This is a genomic window from Planktotalea sp., assembly GCF_018607965.1.
In the GTDB taxonomy this organism is placed as follows: domain Bacteria; phylum Pseudomonadota; class Alphaproteobacteria; order Rhodobacterales; family Rhodobacteraceae; genus Planktotalea.
The window spans coordinates 1-16,150 of sequence record NZ_JABBAM010000088.1 but is presented as its reverse complement, the minus strand read 5'-3'; the positions used below and the strand labels follow the sequence as shown (position 1 = coordinate 16,150).

The 16,150-nt window shown below is 53.2% G+C and carries 15 protein-coding genes; 11 read left to right on the top strand and 4 right to left on the bottom strand.

The features are described from left to right. Positions 1-20: 20 nt before the first annotated feature. On the bottom strand, positions 21-1,676 hold the full coding sequence (locus QZ279_RS08510; protein WP_293449938.1) for a sulfatase-like hydrolase/transferase: 1,656 nt from the start codon (positions 1,674-1,676) through the stop codon (positions 21-23). Between the two features lie 325 nt (positions 1,677-2,001). Between QZ279_RS08510 and QZ279_RS08505 the strand changes: the two genes are divergently transcribed. The 5 genes from QZ279_RS08505 (at position 2,002) to QZ279_RS08485 (ending at position 6,107) form a co-directional block, all read left to right on the top strand. Further along, positions 2,002-2,937: a substrate-binding domain-containing protein gene (locus QZ279_RS08505; RefSeq protein ID WP_293449937.1), complete on the top strand. Its 936-nt coding sequence runs from the start codon at positions 2,002-2,004 to the stop codon at positions 2,935-2,937. A 98-nt stretch (positions 2,938-3,035) separates the two neighbouring features. Beyond that, positions 3,036-4,109 (top strand): ABC transporter permease, encoded by a 1,074-nt coding sequence (locus QZ279_RS08500; RefSeq protein ID WP_293449936.1) that lies wholly within the window; start codon positions 3,036-3,038, stop codon positions 4,107-4,109. A 12-nt stretch (positions 4,110-4,121) separates the two neighbouring features. Then, a complete protein-coding gene (locus tag QZ279_RS08495) occupies positions 4,122-4,898 on the top strand; it encodes an ATP-binding cassette domain-containing protein (RefSeq protein ID WP_366513912.1) in 777 nt (258 codons plus the stop codon). Beyond that, positions 4,895-5,095 carry a hypothetical protein gene (locus QZ279_RS08490; RefSeq protein ID WP_293449934.1) on the top strand — a complete coding sequence of 67 codons (201 nt, stop codon included), beginning with the start codon at positions 4,895-4,897 and terminating at the stop codon, positions 5,093-5,095. The genes QZ279_RS08495 and QZ279_RS08490 overlap by 4 nt, the downstream gene beginning before the upstream one ends. 16 nt (positions 5,096-5,111) lie before the next feature. Continuing rightward, complete coding sequence (locus QZ279_RS08485) at positions 5,112-6,107, top strand: LacI family DNA-binding transcriptional regulator (RefSeq protein ID WP_293449933.1); 996 nt, start codon at positions 5,112-5,114, stop codon at positions 6,105-6,107. Between the two features lie 33 nt (positions 6,108-6,140). On the opposite strand, the gene QZ279_RS08480 is transcribed toward QZ279_RS08485, so the two are convergent. The 3 genes from QZ279_RS08480 to QZ279_RS08470 are packed head-to-tail and all read right to left on the bottom strand — an operon-like array spanning position 6,141 to position 9,309. Beyond that, positions 6,141-7,295: a Gfo/Idh/MocA family oxidoreductase gene (locus QZ279_RS08480; protein ID WP_293449932.1), complete on the bottom strand. Its 1,155-nt coding sequence runs from the start codon at positions 7,293-7,295 to the stop codon at positions 6,141-6,143. A 1-nt stretch (position 7,296) separates the two neighbouring features. Then, complete coding sequence (locus QZ279_RS08475; protein WP_293449939.1) at positions 7,297-8,196, bottom strand: TIM barrel protein; 900 nt, start codon at positions 8,194-8,196, stop codon at positions 7,297-7,299. A gap of 9 nt (positions 8,197-8,205) precedes the next feature. After that, entirely contained in the window at positions 8,206-9,309 is a 1,104-nt protein-coding gene (locus tag QZ279_RS08470; RefSeq protein WP_293449931.1) for a Gfo/Idh/MocA family oxidoreductase, read from the bottom strand. Positions 9,310-9,427: 118 nt separating this feature from the next. On the opposite strand from QZ279_RS08470, the gene iolD reads away from it, so the two are divergent. The 6 genes from iolD to QZ279_RS08440 all read left to right on the top strand — a co-directional run bounded on the left by iolD (position 9,428) and on the right by QZ279_RS08440 (position 16,137). Then, the gene (gene iolD / locus QZ279_RS08465; protein ID WP_293449930.1) at positions 9,428-11,296 is read left to right on the top strand and encodes a 3D-(3,5/4)-trihydroxycyclohexane-1,2-dione acylhydrolase (decyclizing); all 1,869 of its coding nucleotides are present in this window, start codon (positions 9,428-9,430) and stop codon (positions 11,294-11,296) included. 2 nt (positions 11,297-11,298) lie between these two features. Then, positions 11,299-12,279, top strand: a complete 981-nt coding sequence (gene iolC / locus QZ279_RS08460; protein ID WP_293449929.1) for a 5-dehydro-2-deoxygluconokinase — start codon at positions 11,299-11,301, stop codon at positions 12,277-12,279. Between the two features lie 12 nt (positions 12,280-12,291). Continuing rightward, positions 12,292-13,134: a 5-deoxy-glucuronate isomerase gene (locus QZ279_RS08455; protein WP_293449928.1), complete on the top strand. Its 843-nt coding sequence runs from the start codon at positions 12,292-12,294 to the stop codon at positions 13,132-13,134. Further along, complete coding sequence (locus QZ279_RS08450) at positions 13,131-13,958, top strand: class II fructose-bisphosphate aldolase (protein WP_293449927.1); 828 nt, start codon at positions 13,131-13,133, stop codon at positions 13,956-13,958. The genes QZ279_RS08455 and QZ279_RS08450 overlap by 4 nt, the downstream gene beginning before the upstream one ends. A 4-nt stretch (positions 13,959-13,962) precedes the next feature. Beyond that, positions 13,963-14,952 (top strand): inositol 2-dehydrogenase, encoded by a 990-nt coding sequence (gene iolG / locus QZ279_RS08445; RefSeq protein ID WP_293449926.1) that lies wholly within the window; start codon positions 13,963-13,965, stop codon positions 14,950-14,952. Positions 14,953-15,087: 135 nt separating this feature from the next. Continuing rightward, positions 15,088-16,137 carry a LacI family DNA-binding transcriptional regulator gene (locus QZ279_RS08440; RefSeq protein WP_293449925.1) on the top strand — a complete coding sequence of 350 codons (1,050 nt, stop codon included), beginning with the start codon at positions 15,088-15,090 and terminating at the stop codon, positions 16,135-16,137. Positions 16,138-16,150: the final 13 nt, after the last annotated feature.

Here is a 16,150-nt window from a genome sequence, read left to right as displayed (position 1 = left end):
GTTATGAGTCCTGACCCTAGTCAGTCTGACGTGTAATCAGCCTGCGCCTTACCGTAGTAGAGCGCAGTCAATTCCTCGGGAACTTCTGTCCCGTCTGCAAGGAACGGTAAGATTCCACGGCGCATTGATCTGCCGCGCATCGCTTTGATGTCGTCTTCGGATTTGGTGACACGCTGCGACATGCGTCGCGCCCAAGTAAAGAGATTGTCGTACAGGCGATCTATCTCGGCTTTGTGCGTGTCCGATTTCGCAAGGTCGAAGAATTCTTCTGGATCGGTTTGCAAATCAAATAACATCGGGCGCAAACCACCCTCTGCGTGCATCAATTTATACCGTCCATTAAACACCATGAAAAGGCGGGCGTCGCGGGGCTCTATCCCAAGACGAACCGCTTGTGGCGTTGCCGAATAATCGTATTCGCTTATTGCATACTCACGCCAATCGGGCGTTTCACCGCGCAACCAAGGGGAAAGGGAACGCCCCTCAAGAATGTGGCCTGCAACCTTACCGCCCGCCGCCTCAACGAACGTTGGCGCAAGGTCGATAGATTCGACAAGTGCGTCACAGGTCGTTCCACGCGCTGGATCGGCAGTGGCGCGGGGATCGTAGATGATCATTGGAACTTTGACGGATTGCTCGTGGAAAAGGTCCTTTTCGCCAAGCCAATGATCGCCCAGATAATCGCCGTGATCAGAGGTCAGTACGATCATTGTGTCCTTCATTTGATCGGTTGCTTCTAAGTGATCCAGCAAGCGGCCAAGTTGGTCATCGCATTGTTTGATCAGGCCCATGTAGGCAGGGATTACCTTTTTGCGTACCTCGTCTTGTTGGAACGCAGTGGCGATTTTGTTCTGCATGTATGCGCCAAACACAGGCTGCGGATCTTCGCGCTCTACCTCGTGGCGCGTTGGGGCAGGGACGTGATTTTCGCCGAACATATTGTGGTAGGGCGCGGGGACGATATAGGGCCAATGAGGTTTGATAAAACTGACGTGCGCCATCCAAGGCGCTGTGCCCTCTGCTTTTTTTTCATCAATGAATTCAATTGTTTTCGTGGTTAGCCAAGGCGTTTCACTATCTTCTTCACGCACGTTTGCGGCCTTGTCAGCGTTCTTGAAAATCCAGCCTGACGCCATGTCGCCCGCGTCATCTATTCCCGCGTTGGCAAAGTCGGCCCAAGGGTTTTCTGATGGATAGCCTTTGCCTTTAAGATACTCGTTATAGGGCGAGCGTTTTTCGTCGTAAAACCCGTCTGGTCCATACCCCCAGAGCCCGTCGTCACGGATCCATGTGTCAAACCCGCATTCTGCTTGGCGCGCACCGATCACGCTATCCGCAGACAGGCCAAGGCGCTCCATTCCTTCCGCGTCTGCCCTCATGTGGGTCTTGCCAATCAGCCAACTGTCCATGCCTGCTTTGCGCAGGTGGTCGCCCATCGTGTGTTCGCCGACGCGCAGAGGAAAGCCGTTCCACTGTGCGCCGTGGGATGATGCATACCGTCCCGTATAGTAACACATACGCGAGCCGCCACAGACGGGGGATTGCACATATGCGTTGGTGAAACGCACGCCCATGGCTGCGACCTTGTCGAAGTTCGGGGTCTGTAAATGCGGATGGCCTGCACAGCTAAGGTAATCAAAGCGAAGCTGGTCATACATGATAAAGAGAATGTTCATTGCTGCCTTACTCGCGCCTGTGCGCGCTGCTTCGAGAATTGATTCGAAACAGAGTATGACTTTATTGCCCTGTGAACTAAATCCCGTTTTTTCGATATTCCACGCGTGAAATTGATTAATGCAACCGGTTGCAAAAAATTCTAATCGGGGTAGAGTAAACCGAGAATCACGCATTCTGTCACCTGTCGCGATTGCGCAGGCGATACACGACTTCATACTTTGAGCACCTGACAACAGGGTCGCACGAGGCGTGGAGGTAACGGCCTTTAACTGAGGCCCCGGTATTATTCATACGTGCGCCGGGCACATTTCTGGGAGGAAACCAATGAACAAGATCCTATTCACAGCTGGCCTTGTTGCCTTGATGGGCACAAGTGCAATGGCGCAGCAAATCGGTGTGTCCATTGCGCGTTTCGACGACAACGGTCTGACAGTTATGCGCAACGGCATGGCAGCTCACGAAAAAACACTTGATGGTGTGAGCCTGCAAGTTGAAGACGCGACGGACGATGTTGCCAAGCAGCTGGACCAAATCAACAACTTTATCGCGTCTGGCGTTGATGCGATCATCTTGAACGCAGTTGACACGAACGCAACCGAAGCGATGTCCAACGCGGCGGCTGCTGCAAACGTACCGCTCGTTTATGTGAACCGTCAGCCAATCAACATGGCGACACTGCCAGATGGTCAGGCATTCGTAGCCTCTAACGAGATCGAGTCCGGTACATTGGCAGCCTTCCGCATGTGCCAAGATCTGCGCGCACAAGGCAAATCAGGCGGCGCGGCTGCGTATGTCCTGATGGGTCAGTTGTCCAACCAAGCGGCTGTTCAGCGTACAAAAGACTTCCATGACGTGATCGGCATGGACATGTGTAACTTCATCACAATCATCGATGAGCAGACAGCAGAATGGTCCCGCGACAAAGCACAAGACCTTATGACAAACTGGATTTCTTCTGGTGAGCCATTCGATGCGGTCTTTGGTAACAACGACGAAATGGCGATTGGTGCGATCCAGGCGATGAAGTCTGCTGGTATCGATATGGCTGACGTTGTTGTCGGCGGTGTTGACGCAACATCCGACGCGCTGGTTTCTATGAAGCAGGGCGACATGGACGTCACAGTATTCCAAGACCTTGCTGGTCAGGGTGCTGGTTCCATCGACACAGCGCTTAAGTTGATCGCGGGTGAAGACGTCGACAAGACTGTCTTCATCCCGTTCAAGTTGGTCACACCTGAGAACATCGACGACTTCATGTAAGTTACGCTGATGCGTTCTTAACTTTTGTCAGGGCGGCCTTAGCGCTGCCCTGACTTTAAAACCTCATAAAATTTTGATCCAAACAGGAGTGCTGTGAGATGTCCGATTCCAGCCAAGGGACAGGCGGCCTATCAATAGATGCGTCTAAACGGCAATGGCCGAATGAATTAAACGTCTTTGGCGCGCTCATTCTGATTGTGATCATTTTCGAAATTCTGGGTGCAATTTTCATGGGGCAGAGCCTGCTGTTTGACAGCAAGGGTCGCTTTGATTCCATCTTCAACGAAGCGCGTCTTCGTATCATCATCATTCAAGTCGCGATCATCGGCATTCTTGCCCTTGGCGTGACGCAGGTGATTATCACCGCAGGTATTGATCTGTCCTCGGGGTCAGTCGTTGGTGCAACGGCCATGATTGCAATGAGCTTTGCGCAAGTGGGCGAAGTGAATGGTGGCATCAATCCAAAGGCGATTTTTGGTCCTTCATTCCTTGATCTACCTGTCGTTATCCCCATCATTGTGGGCCTGTGCGTGGGTTTAGCAGCGGGGGCGATAAACGGTCTGTTGGTCGCCTATTCGCGGATTCCTCCGTTCATTGCGACGCTTGGCATGATGCTATTCGCGCGCGGCGTGGCGCAGTGGTGGTCCAAAGGCAATCCGGTCTCTTTCCCGACGGAAGCCTATGCGAAGATCGGTGCTGGCATGATGCCAGTGATCATCTTCTTATCGCTCGCGGTGCTGTTCCACTTCATCATGAACTACACGGTTTATGGCAAACATACCTATGCGATTGGCTCTAACGAGGCCGCCGCGCGGATGTCTGGCATCAACGTGCCGCGCCATTTGATGTTGGTTTACATGATCGCAGGTATGCTCGCGGGCCTTGCTGCGGTGATCCTGACCTCGAAAAACCTGACGGCACAATCAGGCATGGGACTGTCCTATGAACTCGAAGCGATTGCGATGGCTGTGATCGGTGGCGTGTCGCTGTTTGGTGGGCGCGGGTCCATCATTGGAACTGTGATTGGCGCGCTGATAATCGGTGTCATCACCTCTGGTTTTACGTTTTTACGCTTAGGCGCGTACTACCAAGAAATGGTGCTAGGTTGCATTATCGTCGGCGCGGTTGCGCTGGATCAATTGCAACAAAAACGCGCAGCGTCGCGCTCTTAAGGGGAGGCTGAGATTATGTCAGATATCATTCTGGAAACCAAAGGCCTCACGAAACACTATGGCGGTGTACAGGCGTTGAACGATGCGAATTTCGTGCTGCGCAAAGGCGAACATGTTGCGATAATGGGGGACAATGGTGCGGGTAAATCTACCTTCGTGCGCCAGATCACCGGTGTGGAAACGCGCACGCGGGGCACGGTGATTTTCCAAGGCAATGAAGTGAATTTTGCAGGTCCTTTGGATGCGCGAGAAGCTGGTATTGAGACAGTGTTTCAAACGCTGGCACTTGCGGATGATTTGAACGTGCCAGACAACCTGTTCCTCGGGCGCGAGATCACAAAGTTCAATTTCCTCGGACCGTTTCGTATTCTTAACTACAAAGCAATGCGTGAGGCTACGTTGGCCGGGCTTGAGAAGACGGGCGTTAAGATCCCGACGATCAAGAACACCATTGCCAATATGTCAGGTGGTCAACGCCAGTGCGTTGCGATTGCCCGCACGGCGACCTTCGCCAGTAAGCTGACGATCATGGACGAACCCACAGCTGCGCTTGGTGTGCAGGAAACCGCGCAAGTTGAAAACATTGTGCGCACGCTGAAAGAACAGGGCGAAAGCCTGATCCTTGTGTCGCACAACATGCGTCAGGTCTTTGATCTTGTGGATCGCATTGTAGTGTTTCGTCGTGGCCGCATGGTTGCCGATCTCAAAGTGGGCGAAACCGATGGGCAGGACGTTGTAGCCTATATCACGGGGGCTAAAACCGGTGCACAGTTCGAGGGGGCTGCGTGAGCAAGTTTTTAGATCTGGAAAACCCTTTTTTCGCACCCCTTTGGATTCGCATCGCTGTTGTTGTGGTGATGGCGGTTTGGGGCACGTTTGAACTATCCCAAGGCGCGATCCTATGGGCGATCATCTTCCTTGGCTTTGCGGCAATTTGCGGTTGGCGTTTCGCGACTATCGACTATAGCAAGACGCCAAAGGAATAGGGATCACGCTGGGTCTATGGCTGTCACTTTAAAAGATGTCGCGGAACTGGCGAACGTGTCGCGCTCTGCGGTATCACGTACCTTTACCAAGGGTGCCTCCGTGTCCAGCAAGACGCGCGAGAAGGTAATGAAGGCAGCGGATGAGCTAGGCTATAGCCCTAACGCGCTGGCTTCATCGTTGACCACGGGCCGTACCAAGATGATTGGCTTGGTGTCGAACAACTTTCACAACCCTGTTTTTCTTCAAGTTTTCGATATGTTTACGCGTGGCTTGCATGAACGCGATCTGCGGCCATTGCTGGTGAACCTCACCGATGAAACGGACCCTGACGCCTCTATCAGGATGCTGCGGCAATATTCCGTGGATGGTGTCATCGTGGCCTCATCCACATTGCCCCCCACGTTTGCCGAAGCGTTCCGCGACGCGGGGATCCCTGTGGTGCATTCCTTTGGGCGTCATTCTGGCAAACCTGCGGTGGATATCCTTGGTATCGACAATATCGCAGCAGGGCGCATGGCTGCGCGTGCGTTGATTGAACGCGGTTATACCGAGATTGGTTTCCTTGGTGGGCCTGAAAGTGCGACCTCTACTTTGGACCGTGAAAACGGATTTCTATTGGAATGTGCGCAACATGCGGGCGTGACAGCATCCTCAAGTTTTGCGGCTGCCTATTCATTTGAGGCAGGGCAGGCGGAAATGAAGGCTTTGCTGCAATCCACACTCGCGAAGGCCTACTTCTGCGGCGATGACGTCCTTTCCATCGGGGCGATTTCAGCGCTGCAATCTGCGGGAATGAACGTGCCTGACGACGTTGGTATCATCGGGCTGAATGACATCGATATGGCGAGTTGGGATAACATCAATCTGACGACGATCCACAACCCATTCGCAGAAATCATCTCTGCCTCGATTGAACGGGTGACGGCCTTGGTTGAGGATGAAACACTGACGCCCGAAGCGCGCTTGTTCGACTGCTCCCTTGTTGAGCGCGGAACATTGAAAGCGCGCTAGGTTTCCCCAGCGCGCCCTCTTTGATTGACGTTTTTATTGAAACATCGGCGGTCGGGCATCAAGCCACGCACCATCCTGCTTGCCGCTTTCGGCCACTGCCACAACCGCCGCCATAGAGCGCAGACCATCTTGTGCAAGCGGATACAGGTTGGCGGCTGGATCGATCTCACGACCCTCTTTGCGCGCGTTGATCGCCTCGGCGAGATCCTTGTAGATATTTGCAAACGCCAGTGGCATCCCTTCGGCGTGACCGATGGTGACCCGTGTGGTGCGATCGGCTTCAGGGGATAGGTTCGCTTCCCCGCGCTCGATCACTTGAAGGCGACCACCAAGGGGCATGTAATACAGCTGATTTGGCTGTTCTTGTGACCAACGCAGACCACCTGTTTCGCCGAACACCTGAATGCCCAAACCGTGCTGACGCCCAATTGCGATGGACGATGTCCAAAGACGTCCAACAGTGCCGCCATCCATGCGGAAGTTGACCATGGCATCGTCTTCGAGAACGCGAACATCTAGGCAGGATACTATATCTGCAGACAGTTTGGTCACTTCTTGGCCTGTCACGAACGACGCCATGTGCATCGCATGAATACCGCAGTCTGCGAACTGTGCTGACACGCCAGCCTGCGCCGGATCATAGCGCCAACGCACGCGCGGGTTATCCGCATCTGCCGCATCTGCATGGTGACCGTGGGCGAATTCAGCATTGACCAGACGGACCTTGCCGATGTCACCGCGTGCAATCATCGCTTTCATGTGACGCACAAGGGAATAGCCTGTGTAGCCGTAATTCACAGCGCAGATTTTGCCGGTTTTCTCGGCAACGCGCACGATCTCTTCGCCCTCTTCAACGGTCATTGTCATTGGCTTTTCGCAAAGCACATGAAACCCCGCCTCAAGAAAGGCTTTGGTAATCTCGAAATGTGTTGAGTTTGGCGTTGCAACAGTGACCAGATCAACGCGGTCCTCACGCGCGGATTCACCCGCAAGCATGTCCTGCCAAGATCCATAGGCGCGATCGCCAAGGCCAAGGCGTTGACCATACTCGATCCCCTCAGCCGCGCGGTGATCCAATGCACCTGCTGTGAATTCGAACAATCCATCAAGGCCAGAGCCCAAGCGATGTGCTGGGCCGATCTGGCTACCGATCCCGCCGCCGATCATGCCCCATTTCAATTTTGTCATATTATGCGCCCTCAAAGCCGATGGATTGTAGATAAGCCCGGTTCAGTTTCGCGTCATCAATCGGGGATGTGTCGCCCGATGGATCGCAATCTTGTTCAACTGTGCACCAGCCTTCGAAATTGTTGTCGAGCAGGATTTGGCGAACCTTTGGAAAGTCCACGTCACCGTCGCCCAAGTTACAAAAGATGCCATCGCCGCACGCCGTGTAAAAATCGGTACGGTTGGCAACGACGTTCGCTTTCACTTTGGGATCAATGTCCTTGAAGTGCATGTAGCTGATGCGCGACATATGCTTTTGCATGAACGCGACGGGGTCAAAGCCAGCATAGGAATGGTGGCCTGTATCGAAGCAAATTTTCAGGATGCTTTCGTCGACTTCATTGAGCAAACGCTCCAACTCAGGCTCAAAATCCATAAAGCCAGCAGCGTGGGCGTGGATTCCAACGGTCAGTCCATATTCCTCTGTACCCATCTTGGCGACAGTCGCGATCTTGTCACGAAAGGCGGTCCATTCGGCCTTGTCCATCTGCTCGGCCTCTGATGCGCGACCCGCAGTGGGCGCGCGGCGCGGCGAGATGGAATCGATCAGAACCAAATGTTCTGCACCATGCGCTTTGAGCGCCTTGCAGGTGCGCACAGCACCGTCCATGACATCATCCCAAGCATTGGGATCATGGAACGCGCGAAAAACAACGCCGCCAACGAGCTCTTGATTAAATTCTTCAAGCGCTTCGGACAGGATCGCAGGGTCTTCGGGCATAAAGCCGACGGGACCAAGTTCAATCCCAGTGTAGCCCGCTTCTGCATTCTCTTGCAGCACTTTGCGCCAACTAGGGTTACGCGGATCATCCGCAAATTCGACGCCCCAAGAACAGGGTGCATTTCCGATTTTGATCATAATTTCAGTCCTCTAGTAATCAGCGACATCAACCCAAGCGCGTTTCTCGCTTGATTCAATGGCTGCTTTGACAATGCGGTTCACTTCCATGCCCTCCTTGAAGGTGGGCCAGATGTTTTGCTTGGTTTCGATGGCGGTCAGGAAATCCTTCGCCTCGATGATGATTTGGTCTTGGTAGCCCGTGCCATGACCTGGGCCTTGGCAGAAGGGCAAATAGTCTGGATGTTCAGGGCCAGTCAGAATTTTGCGGAACCCCTGCTGCGCGGCGTCGCCCTCGCGCACATAAAGATGCAGCGCGTTTTGATCTTCACCGTCAAAGCGGATCATTCCCTTAGAGCCGTGAATTTCGTACGCGTAGCCCATCTTGCGACCCGTCGCGATACGACTTGCGTGGATGTGACCGACGACACCGCTTTCGAATTCGACCATGATCTGGGCTTGATCGTCGTTGGTAACGGCCTCGCCGCCGCGCGTCTTATGTACGGTTTGCACAATGGCGCTTAGGGATTTGACAGGGCCCATCATCGCGTGTGCGCAGTTAATGATATGCGGTGACAGATCGCCCATACAGCCATTGGCCATGCCCGTCGTGCGCCATGTGGCGGGGGCGTCGGGATCGGCCAGAAAATCCTCGGTCATTTCGGCGCGAAAATAAGTGATGTCGCCGATGCGACCGTCTTCTAGCAGCTTGCGCGCGTATTGCGATGCGGGCGTGCGGATGTAGTTGAAACCGACCATGTTTATTGCGCCCGCAGCCTCGGCGGCGGCCAGCATCGCGCGGCTATCCTCCAGTGTTTCGCCCAATGGTTTTTCGCAAAACACCGGTTTACCCAAGGCAAAGGCGGCTTCCGCTATCGCGCGATGCGTTGATTGCGGGGAGGCGATGATGATCGCGTCCACGTTGGGATCATTTACCAAAGCGGACCAATCCGTGGTGCAACGGTTAAAGCCGAATTTGTCTCTGTAGCGTTCCGCGGATGCCTCAGATGTGGCGCAAACCATCTCTAGAACAGGGCGCAAGGTGGTTTCAAAGATCGTGCCGACGCTGGAATATGCCGCCGCATGGGCCTTGCCCATATAGCCACCACCAACGATTCCAATTCTGATTTGCGTCATCGCAGCAATCCTTTCTAAAAACCCGTTGCAACCGGTTGCAAAATGGGTATTTTAAACCTGTCTGCTGGTCAATACCCATATTGAGTGGCAAGTTATTCAAACGAGCGAGGACTGCGGGATGGGCCAATCTAACGAGACGATTACGTTGACCACCGCGCAAGCGATCATTCGCTATCTGGCTGCGCAATATATAAAGATTGAAGGTAAGAAAACGCGTATTTGTGGCGGTGGTTTCGGTATTTTCGGCCATGGGAATGTAACCTGTTTGGGCCAGGTGCTTTATGATCACAATGACGTACTGCCGCTCTATCGTGGGCAAAATGAACAGGGCATGGGATTCGCAGCAGCGGCCTATGCAAAGGCGAATCTGCGCCAGCGCTTTATGTTTTGCACTGCCAGTGCGGGGCCGGGTACAGCGAACCTGCTGACAAGTGCGGCACTGGCCCACGCGAACCGTTTGCCGATGTTGATGCTTTGTGGTGATACGTTCCTCACGCGCTTGCCTGATCCGGTCTTGCAGCAGCTTGAACATTTCGGCGATCCGACATTCGGAGTGAATGATGCATTCAAAGCTGTTTCACGATTCTGGGATCGCATCACGCATCCCGCGCAAATCATCAATTCATTGCCTGCCGCTCTGAATACGATGCTGGACCCTGCTGATTGTGGCCCCGCGTTTATCGGCCTGCCGCAAGATGTCCAAGGCTGGACCTATGATTATCCTGTGTCCTTCTTTGAAGAACGCGTGCACCGCATCCGTCGCCAAGCGGCTGATGTGTCCGAGATTTCCGAGGCGGCAACCTTGTTGAAATCAGCAAAGCGCCCAATGATTATTGCGGGTGGCGGAGTTCAGTATTCTGGGGCGGTCGCTGAGTTGACGGCCTTTGCCGAGGCGCATGGGATCCCGGTCGTCGAAACGATCGCAGGACGCGCGAATTTGGTAAATAATCACGCTTTGAACATTGGTCCGATCGGAGTTACGGGTTCGAATTCCGCCAATACGATTGCAGAAGAGGCGGACGTCATCCTGGCTGTTGGGACGCGTTTGCAGGACTTTACAACGGGATCGTGGACAGCGTTTTCTAAAGACGCGCAGATCATCGGCCTGAATGTAGGGCGACATGATGCGGCCAAACACATGTCGCGCACAGTTGTTGGGGATGCCAAAATGGCGCTGGTTGCTTTGGGGCAGGCGGCGTCTGGTTATACGGCACCCACGGCTTGGACGGATTATGCAAGGGCAGAGCGTTCCAAATGGAATGATTACATCGCCGAGAATACGCGCGTTGGAAATGGTCCTACGTCATATGCCCAAGCCATTGGTGTTGTGAATGACCTTTGTGATCCGCGTGATCGCGTTGTGGCGGCGGCTGGTGGTTTGCCTGCGGAAGTGACGGCGAATTGGAAGACGCTGGATATTGGCACGGTTGATGTTGAATTTGGCTTCTCCTGTATGGGCTATGAAATTGCTGGTGGCTGGGGGGCACGCATTGCACAGTCCGAAAATGAGCCGGACAAAGATACCATCGTATTTACGGGAGATGGGTCTTATTTGCTGATGAACTCCGACATCTATTCATCGGTTCTGACAGATAAAAAGATGATTATCTTGGTGCTGGACAACGGTGGCTTTGCGGTGATCAACAAGCTGCAAAACAACACAGGCAACGAGAGCTTCAACAACTTGATCGCTGATACGCCGACAGCAACACGCCAAGTGCGCGTCGATTTCGAAGCCCATGCACGGTCTTTAGGTGCAGTCGCTGAAACAGTCGATATGTCTGGCCTTGGCGAGGCCTTCAAACGTGCGAAAGCTTCGGATCGAACCTATGTGATTTGTGCCAAGGTTGACCCCTATGAAGGTTGGACGACTGAGGGCCACACATGGTGGGAAGTTGGCACGCCCCACATTACAGACAACGCCAAAGTCCAAGCCGCGCATGTGGATCAGGAATCCACCCGCAGCCGTCAACGGAAAGGCGTGTGAGCATGGAATTGATTGAAGGAATTAAGGCCAACAATTTTATAGTCGTTGGTCGTGTTGGGATGGATCTTTATCCCGATCCTGCAGGGACCAAAACGGAGAATGCTGAGACGCTCACGGTTGCGATGGGTGGTTCATCCGCAAACATCGCGGCTGGGATTTGCAAGCTAGGCGGCAAGGCCGCTTTGGTAACACGTGTGTCGGATGACAGTGTCGGGCGCTACTGCGTGAACCAACTTAACGCCTACGGCGTGAACGCGGATCATGTCACGCCAATTGCTGGAGAGTTTCGCAATTCACTTGCAGTATATGAAAGTCGCATCGAGGATCATCAGTCAGTGATCTATCGCAATGGCGCAGCAGATTTCCAGATGGATATAGCAGACGTCGAAGCGGTGGATTACACCAAATTCAGCGCGCTCATCACCGCGGGCACTGTGTTCGCCGCCGAGCCATCGCGCGCGGCAACGTTTCACGCATTTGCACTGGCGAAAAAAGCGGGTGTTCCTATTATTTTCGACGTGGATTATCGCCCGTATTCATGGCCCTCACCGCAGGTCGCGTCTGATGTTTTAAGCCGCGCGGCCGCTGAGTGCGATATGATCGTTGGCAATGATGAAGAATTTGGCTTTATGGCGAGTTCCATCGACAAGGGCCTCGCGAAAGCGCGCGAATTATCTGAAACGTCCGCAACGATCGTGGTCTATAAGATGGGTCCAGAGGGCGCGATAACCTTTGCGAATGGCGAAGAAATCCGCACAGGCATTTATCCCGTCGATGCCCTGAAACCGACGGGCGCGGGGGACAGCTTTATGGCAGGCCTGATGACTTCGCTTGCAGATGGGCATGCGCTGAAAACAGCGATTTTGCGCGGCTCTGCTTGCGCGTCTGTTACGGTCTCTAACCCGGGTTGCGCACCCGCGATGCCCAATACGAAAACACTAGAAACCTTCTTGGCCGAACATCCCGGCCCGACGGCTGCTTAAAGGAAAACGCACATGCATATCGCGCCATTTGACAACGAGAATAAACCCATCGTCGACGCAGATGATCCCACTGTTCCGCTGAACTACTTCAATATCGTAAAGTTGAAAAAGGGCGAAGCGTTTGAATATGAAGTTGGGGGATACGAAACGTGCATCGTGCCAGCGACGGGTTCTGTTGATGTGAACGTCGAAGGTTTCAAGGCTGACGGTATCGGCGGTCGTGTCGAGGACGTTTGGGGCGGTGAGCCTGAGGGCGTCTATGTTCCAACAGCGGCTAAAGCCGAAATGGTATGTACGTCTGATGAGGCTGAAATTTTCATCGCGGGTGCGCGCTACAACAAGGTTTTGGACGCGTTTGCTGTGCGCTCTGACGAGTTGGACCTTGTGCAATATGGATCAGACGACACGAAAACGCATCGTAAAATCAAGCACATCTTAGGAACAAAGTACCACGACAAAGTCGGTCGCTTGTTGGTATCTGAGCTGTTCACCGTGGGTGAAGGTGGCTGGTCTGGTTTTCCATCACACAAGCACGACACGGATCGTATGCCAGATGAAACCCGTCACGACGAAACATATAACTTCCGTTTCAAGCCGAACCACGGATCAGGAGTGCAGATGCTGCAGCGTGAAGACGGAAAAGCGGGCGATGCTTATCACATCGTCGATGGATCAACGATTTGTATCGATAATGGATACCATCCTTGTGCGGTTTTGCCGGGCTATCAGATGTATTACTTCACCATTCTTGGTGGGTTGTCCCAACGCTCGCTCGTACAGTATTTCCAACCCTCGCATGCGTATCAGATTGAAACGATCCCTGGCATCAAAGACATGATCGCGAAATTTAAATGACACTCGCAACTTTGGCTGATGTGCTTCAGCCTGCTTTGAAAGGTGGCTACGCTGTTGGCGGCCTCGTGACGCTTGGTTGGGAAGACATGCGCGCATTCGTCGCCGCGGCCGAGGAGGAAAACTGCCCTGTGATCCTGCAAGCAGGGCCAGGGTGCCGCGCGCACACGCCGTTGCCTGTGCTGGGCAAAATGTTTCGCCACCTTGCGGAGGAGGCCAGCGGGCCGGTCGTTGCGCATTTGGACCATGGCTACACCTATGATGAGTGTTCTGCGGCATTGGATAGCGGTTTTACATCCCTGATGTTTGATGGATCACGCACACCCTTGCGCCAAAACATTGCAGATACGTTAAAGATCGCAGAAATGGCGCATAGCGCTGGGATTTCCTGTGAGGGCGAGATTGGTTTTGTTGGCTATTCCAACGGTGAGAAATCGGCTGGCACAGACCCCGAGGAAGCAGCGATTTTTGCGCGCGACACTGGTGTGGATGCAATGGCGATTTCGGTTGGAAATGTGCACTTGCAAGAGGACAAAGAGGGTGGCTTGGACGAGGAACGCATCGCTGCGATCCAAGAGTTGACGACGGTGCCTTTGGTCATTCACGGTGGTTCTGGCGTGCCCGTGGAACAGCGCGCACGACTGGCGAAAACGACGAATATTTGTAAATTCAATATCGGAACCGAACTGCGCATGGCGTTTGGTGCGGCGATGCGCGAAGCCGTGAACGCGGACGCGGCTCGTTTTGATCGGGTAACGATTTTGAAAGAAACTCATGATCCTATGGTTGTGGCAGCGCGCCGCGTCTTGGTTGCCTTGAAAGGGTAAAGAAATGCTCAACATCGGACTTTTGGGGGCAGGGCGCATTGGCCAAGTGCATGGCGCAAGCTTGGCGCAAATGAATAGCGCACGGGCGACGGCTGTGTCTGACTTTATTCCAGCGGCGGCTGAGGCATTGGCGTCCAAGCTAGGCGCAAAGGCGATGAGTACAGAAGATATTATCGCAGACAAAAACATCGACGCGGTGGTGATCGGCACGCCGACAACGACGCATTACGATTTGATTCACGAAGCGGCAGCGGCCGGTAAAGCGATTTTCTGCGAAAAGCCTGTTGATTTATCTGTGGATCGTATTCGCGAATGTCTGAAAGCTGTCGAAAAGGCATGCGTTCCTTTCATGACGGCCTTCAACCGCCGCTTTGATCCCAGCTTTGCGCATTTGCAAAAGCAAATCGCAGATCAAGTGATTGGCAACGTTGAAATCGTCACGATTCTCTCACGTGATCCGTCTCCGCCCCCTGCGGAATATATCAAAAGCTCGGGCGGCATTTTTCGTGACATGATGATCCACGATCTTGATATGGCAAGGTTTTTGCTGGGTGAAGATCCGGTTGAATTGACGGCGGCTGGATCGTGTCTGGTTGATCCTGCAATTGGCGCTCAGGGCGATTTCGACACTGCGGTTGTGACGCTGAAAACAGCGAGCGGAAAGCTGTGTCAGATCAGTAATTCACGTCGCGCGACCTATGGCTATGACCAGCGCATCGAAGTGCATGGCTCGCTCGGCATGTTACGCGCGCATAATATGCTTGAAAATTCGGTAGAGATTGCGACAAGCATTGGCTTTAGCAGTGCTGCTGCGCAACCATTTTTTCTAGAACGGTATGCAGCGGCGTATCGCGCAGAAATGGAGCATTTTGTTGACCACATAACGCGAGGCGTAGAAATGACACCTTCGGGGGAGGACGGTTTGAAAGCACAAGTTCTTGCTGATGCCGCCGACGCCTCGGCGCGTGACGGACAGCGACGCTTGCTCGCGTAAGTTTTGGAAACGACAGATTATTTCATATCTCAAATCTAAACTTGCGAACGCTCAAAAATGAGAGGTGAATTCTAACTATTGAACGCGTTAGAATGTGTTATCTGTAGGGCCAGACTACGGGCAGCAAGGCGAAGCATGAATTCTGATAGAGCGATTCCAACACTAGACGACGTAGCCAAAGCAGCGGGTGTTTCGACCGCAACCGTTTCGCGTTGTTTGAACTCGCCCAAGCTGGTTGTTAAGGCAACCAGACTTCGAGTATTAGATGCGGTTGAAAAGCTGGGGTACACGCCTAATTTTGGGGCGCGTGTGATGGCTGCCAAACGTACGTTCACGATTGGCGCTATTATCCCGACCATGGAAAACTCCATATTTGCCCGCGGCTTACAGGCTTTTCAAGAAGAACTTCATGAACGCGGTTACACCCTGCTTGTTTCAAGTTCAGCCTACCGTTCAGATGTTGAAGAAGAACAGATAAAGGCATTGGTTGCACGCGGTGCTGATGGATTATTGCTGATTGGGCATGATCGCGACCCTGCAATCTACACTTATCTGGAACGCCAAAATGTCCCGGTTTTGGTGGCGTGGGCATTTTCGAAAAACCAAATCCAACCTTCTATTGGTTTCGATAACCGAGCTTCAATGTGCACCCTCGCAGGCGAAGTATTCAAAAAAGGCCATCGTCGTATTGGTGTGATCTCTGGAATTACAAAGGGAAATGATCGTGCTGCCGAGCGCGTTCAGGGTATTAAAGATGCCTGCGCAACGTTTGATCTTGATCCATCTGACCTGAACATCATCGAGATATCTTATGGAATCGAGAACGGGAAGACCGCGTTTGACGCACTTGTCAAAGATCAACCACACCCAACGGCTATTATGTGTGGCAATGATGTCCTTGCTGTTGGCGCTTTGCTGCGCGCGCAAGAGGTTGGGTTTCGCGTTCCCGAAGATATTTCAATAACGGGCTTTGATGACATTGAATTGGCTCAGATCGTTTCTCCGTGCCTAACAACTATGCATGTTCCGCACCGCGAAATGGGTAAACGAGCGGCGATTGAACTGACTGCGATTGTAGAAAAGAAAAGCACTGGCAAGTCAGTCGAACTTCAAAGTTCATTAAAGCTGCGTGAGTCCTTGGGATTTGTGCGGGGATTTGCAGCGGGTACTGCACCCAAAGATTAAAATCGCGCGAAAA

Bases quoted from the DNA above. Each gene is read 5' to 3' on its own strand.
- QZ279_RS08455 (WP_293449928.1), top strand. From the start codon at position 12,292: ATGCATATCGCGCCATTTGACAACGAGAATAAACCCATCGTCGACGCA.
- QZ279_RS08470 (WP_293449931.1), bottom strand. From the start codon at position 9,309: ATGACGCAAATCAGAATTGGAATCGTTGGTGGTGGCTATATGGGCAAG.
- QZ279_RS08440 (WP_293449925.1), top strand. From the start codon at position 15,088: ATGAATTCTGATAGAGCGATTCCAACACTAGACGACGTAGCCAAAGCA.
- iolG (WP_293449926.1), top strand. From the start codon at position 13,963: ATGCTCAACATCGGACTTTTGGGGGCAGGGCGCATTGGCCAAGTGCAT.
- QZ279_RS08480 (WP_293449932.1), bottom strand. From the start codon at position 7,295: ATGACAAAATTGAAATGGGGCATGATCGGCGGCGGGATCGGTAGCCAG.
- QZ279_RS08500 (WP_293449936.1), top strand. From the start codon at position 3,036: ATGTCCGATTCCAGCCAAGGGACAGGCGGCCTATCAATAGATGCGTCT.
- iolC (WP_293449929.1), top strand. From the start codon at position 11,299: ATGGAATTGATTGAAGGAATTAAGGCCAACAATTTTATAGTCGTTGGT.
- QZ279_RS08485 (WP_293449933.1), top strand. From the start codon at position 5,112: ATGGCTGTCACTTTAAAAGATGTCGCGGAACTGGCGAACGTGTCGCGC.
- QZ279_RS08505 (WP_293449937.1), top strand. From the start codon at position 2,002: ATGAACAAGATCCTATTCACAGCTGGCCTTGTTGCCTTGATGGGCACA.
- iolD (WP_293449930.1), top strand. From the start codon at position 9,428: ATGGGCCAATCTAACGAGACGATTACGTTGACCACCGCGCAAGCGATC.
- QZ279_RS08510 (WP_293449938.1), bottom strand. From the start codon at position 1,676: ATGAACATTCTCTTTATCATGTATGACCAGCTTCGCTTTGATTACCTT.
- QZ279_RS08450 (WP_293449927.1), top strand. From the start codon at position 13,131: ATGACACTCGCAACTTTGGCTGATGTGCTTCAGCCTGCTTTGAAAGGT.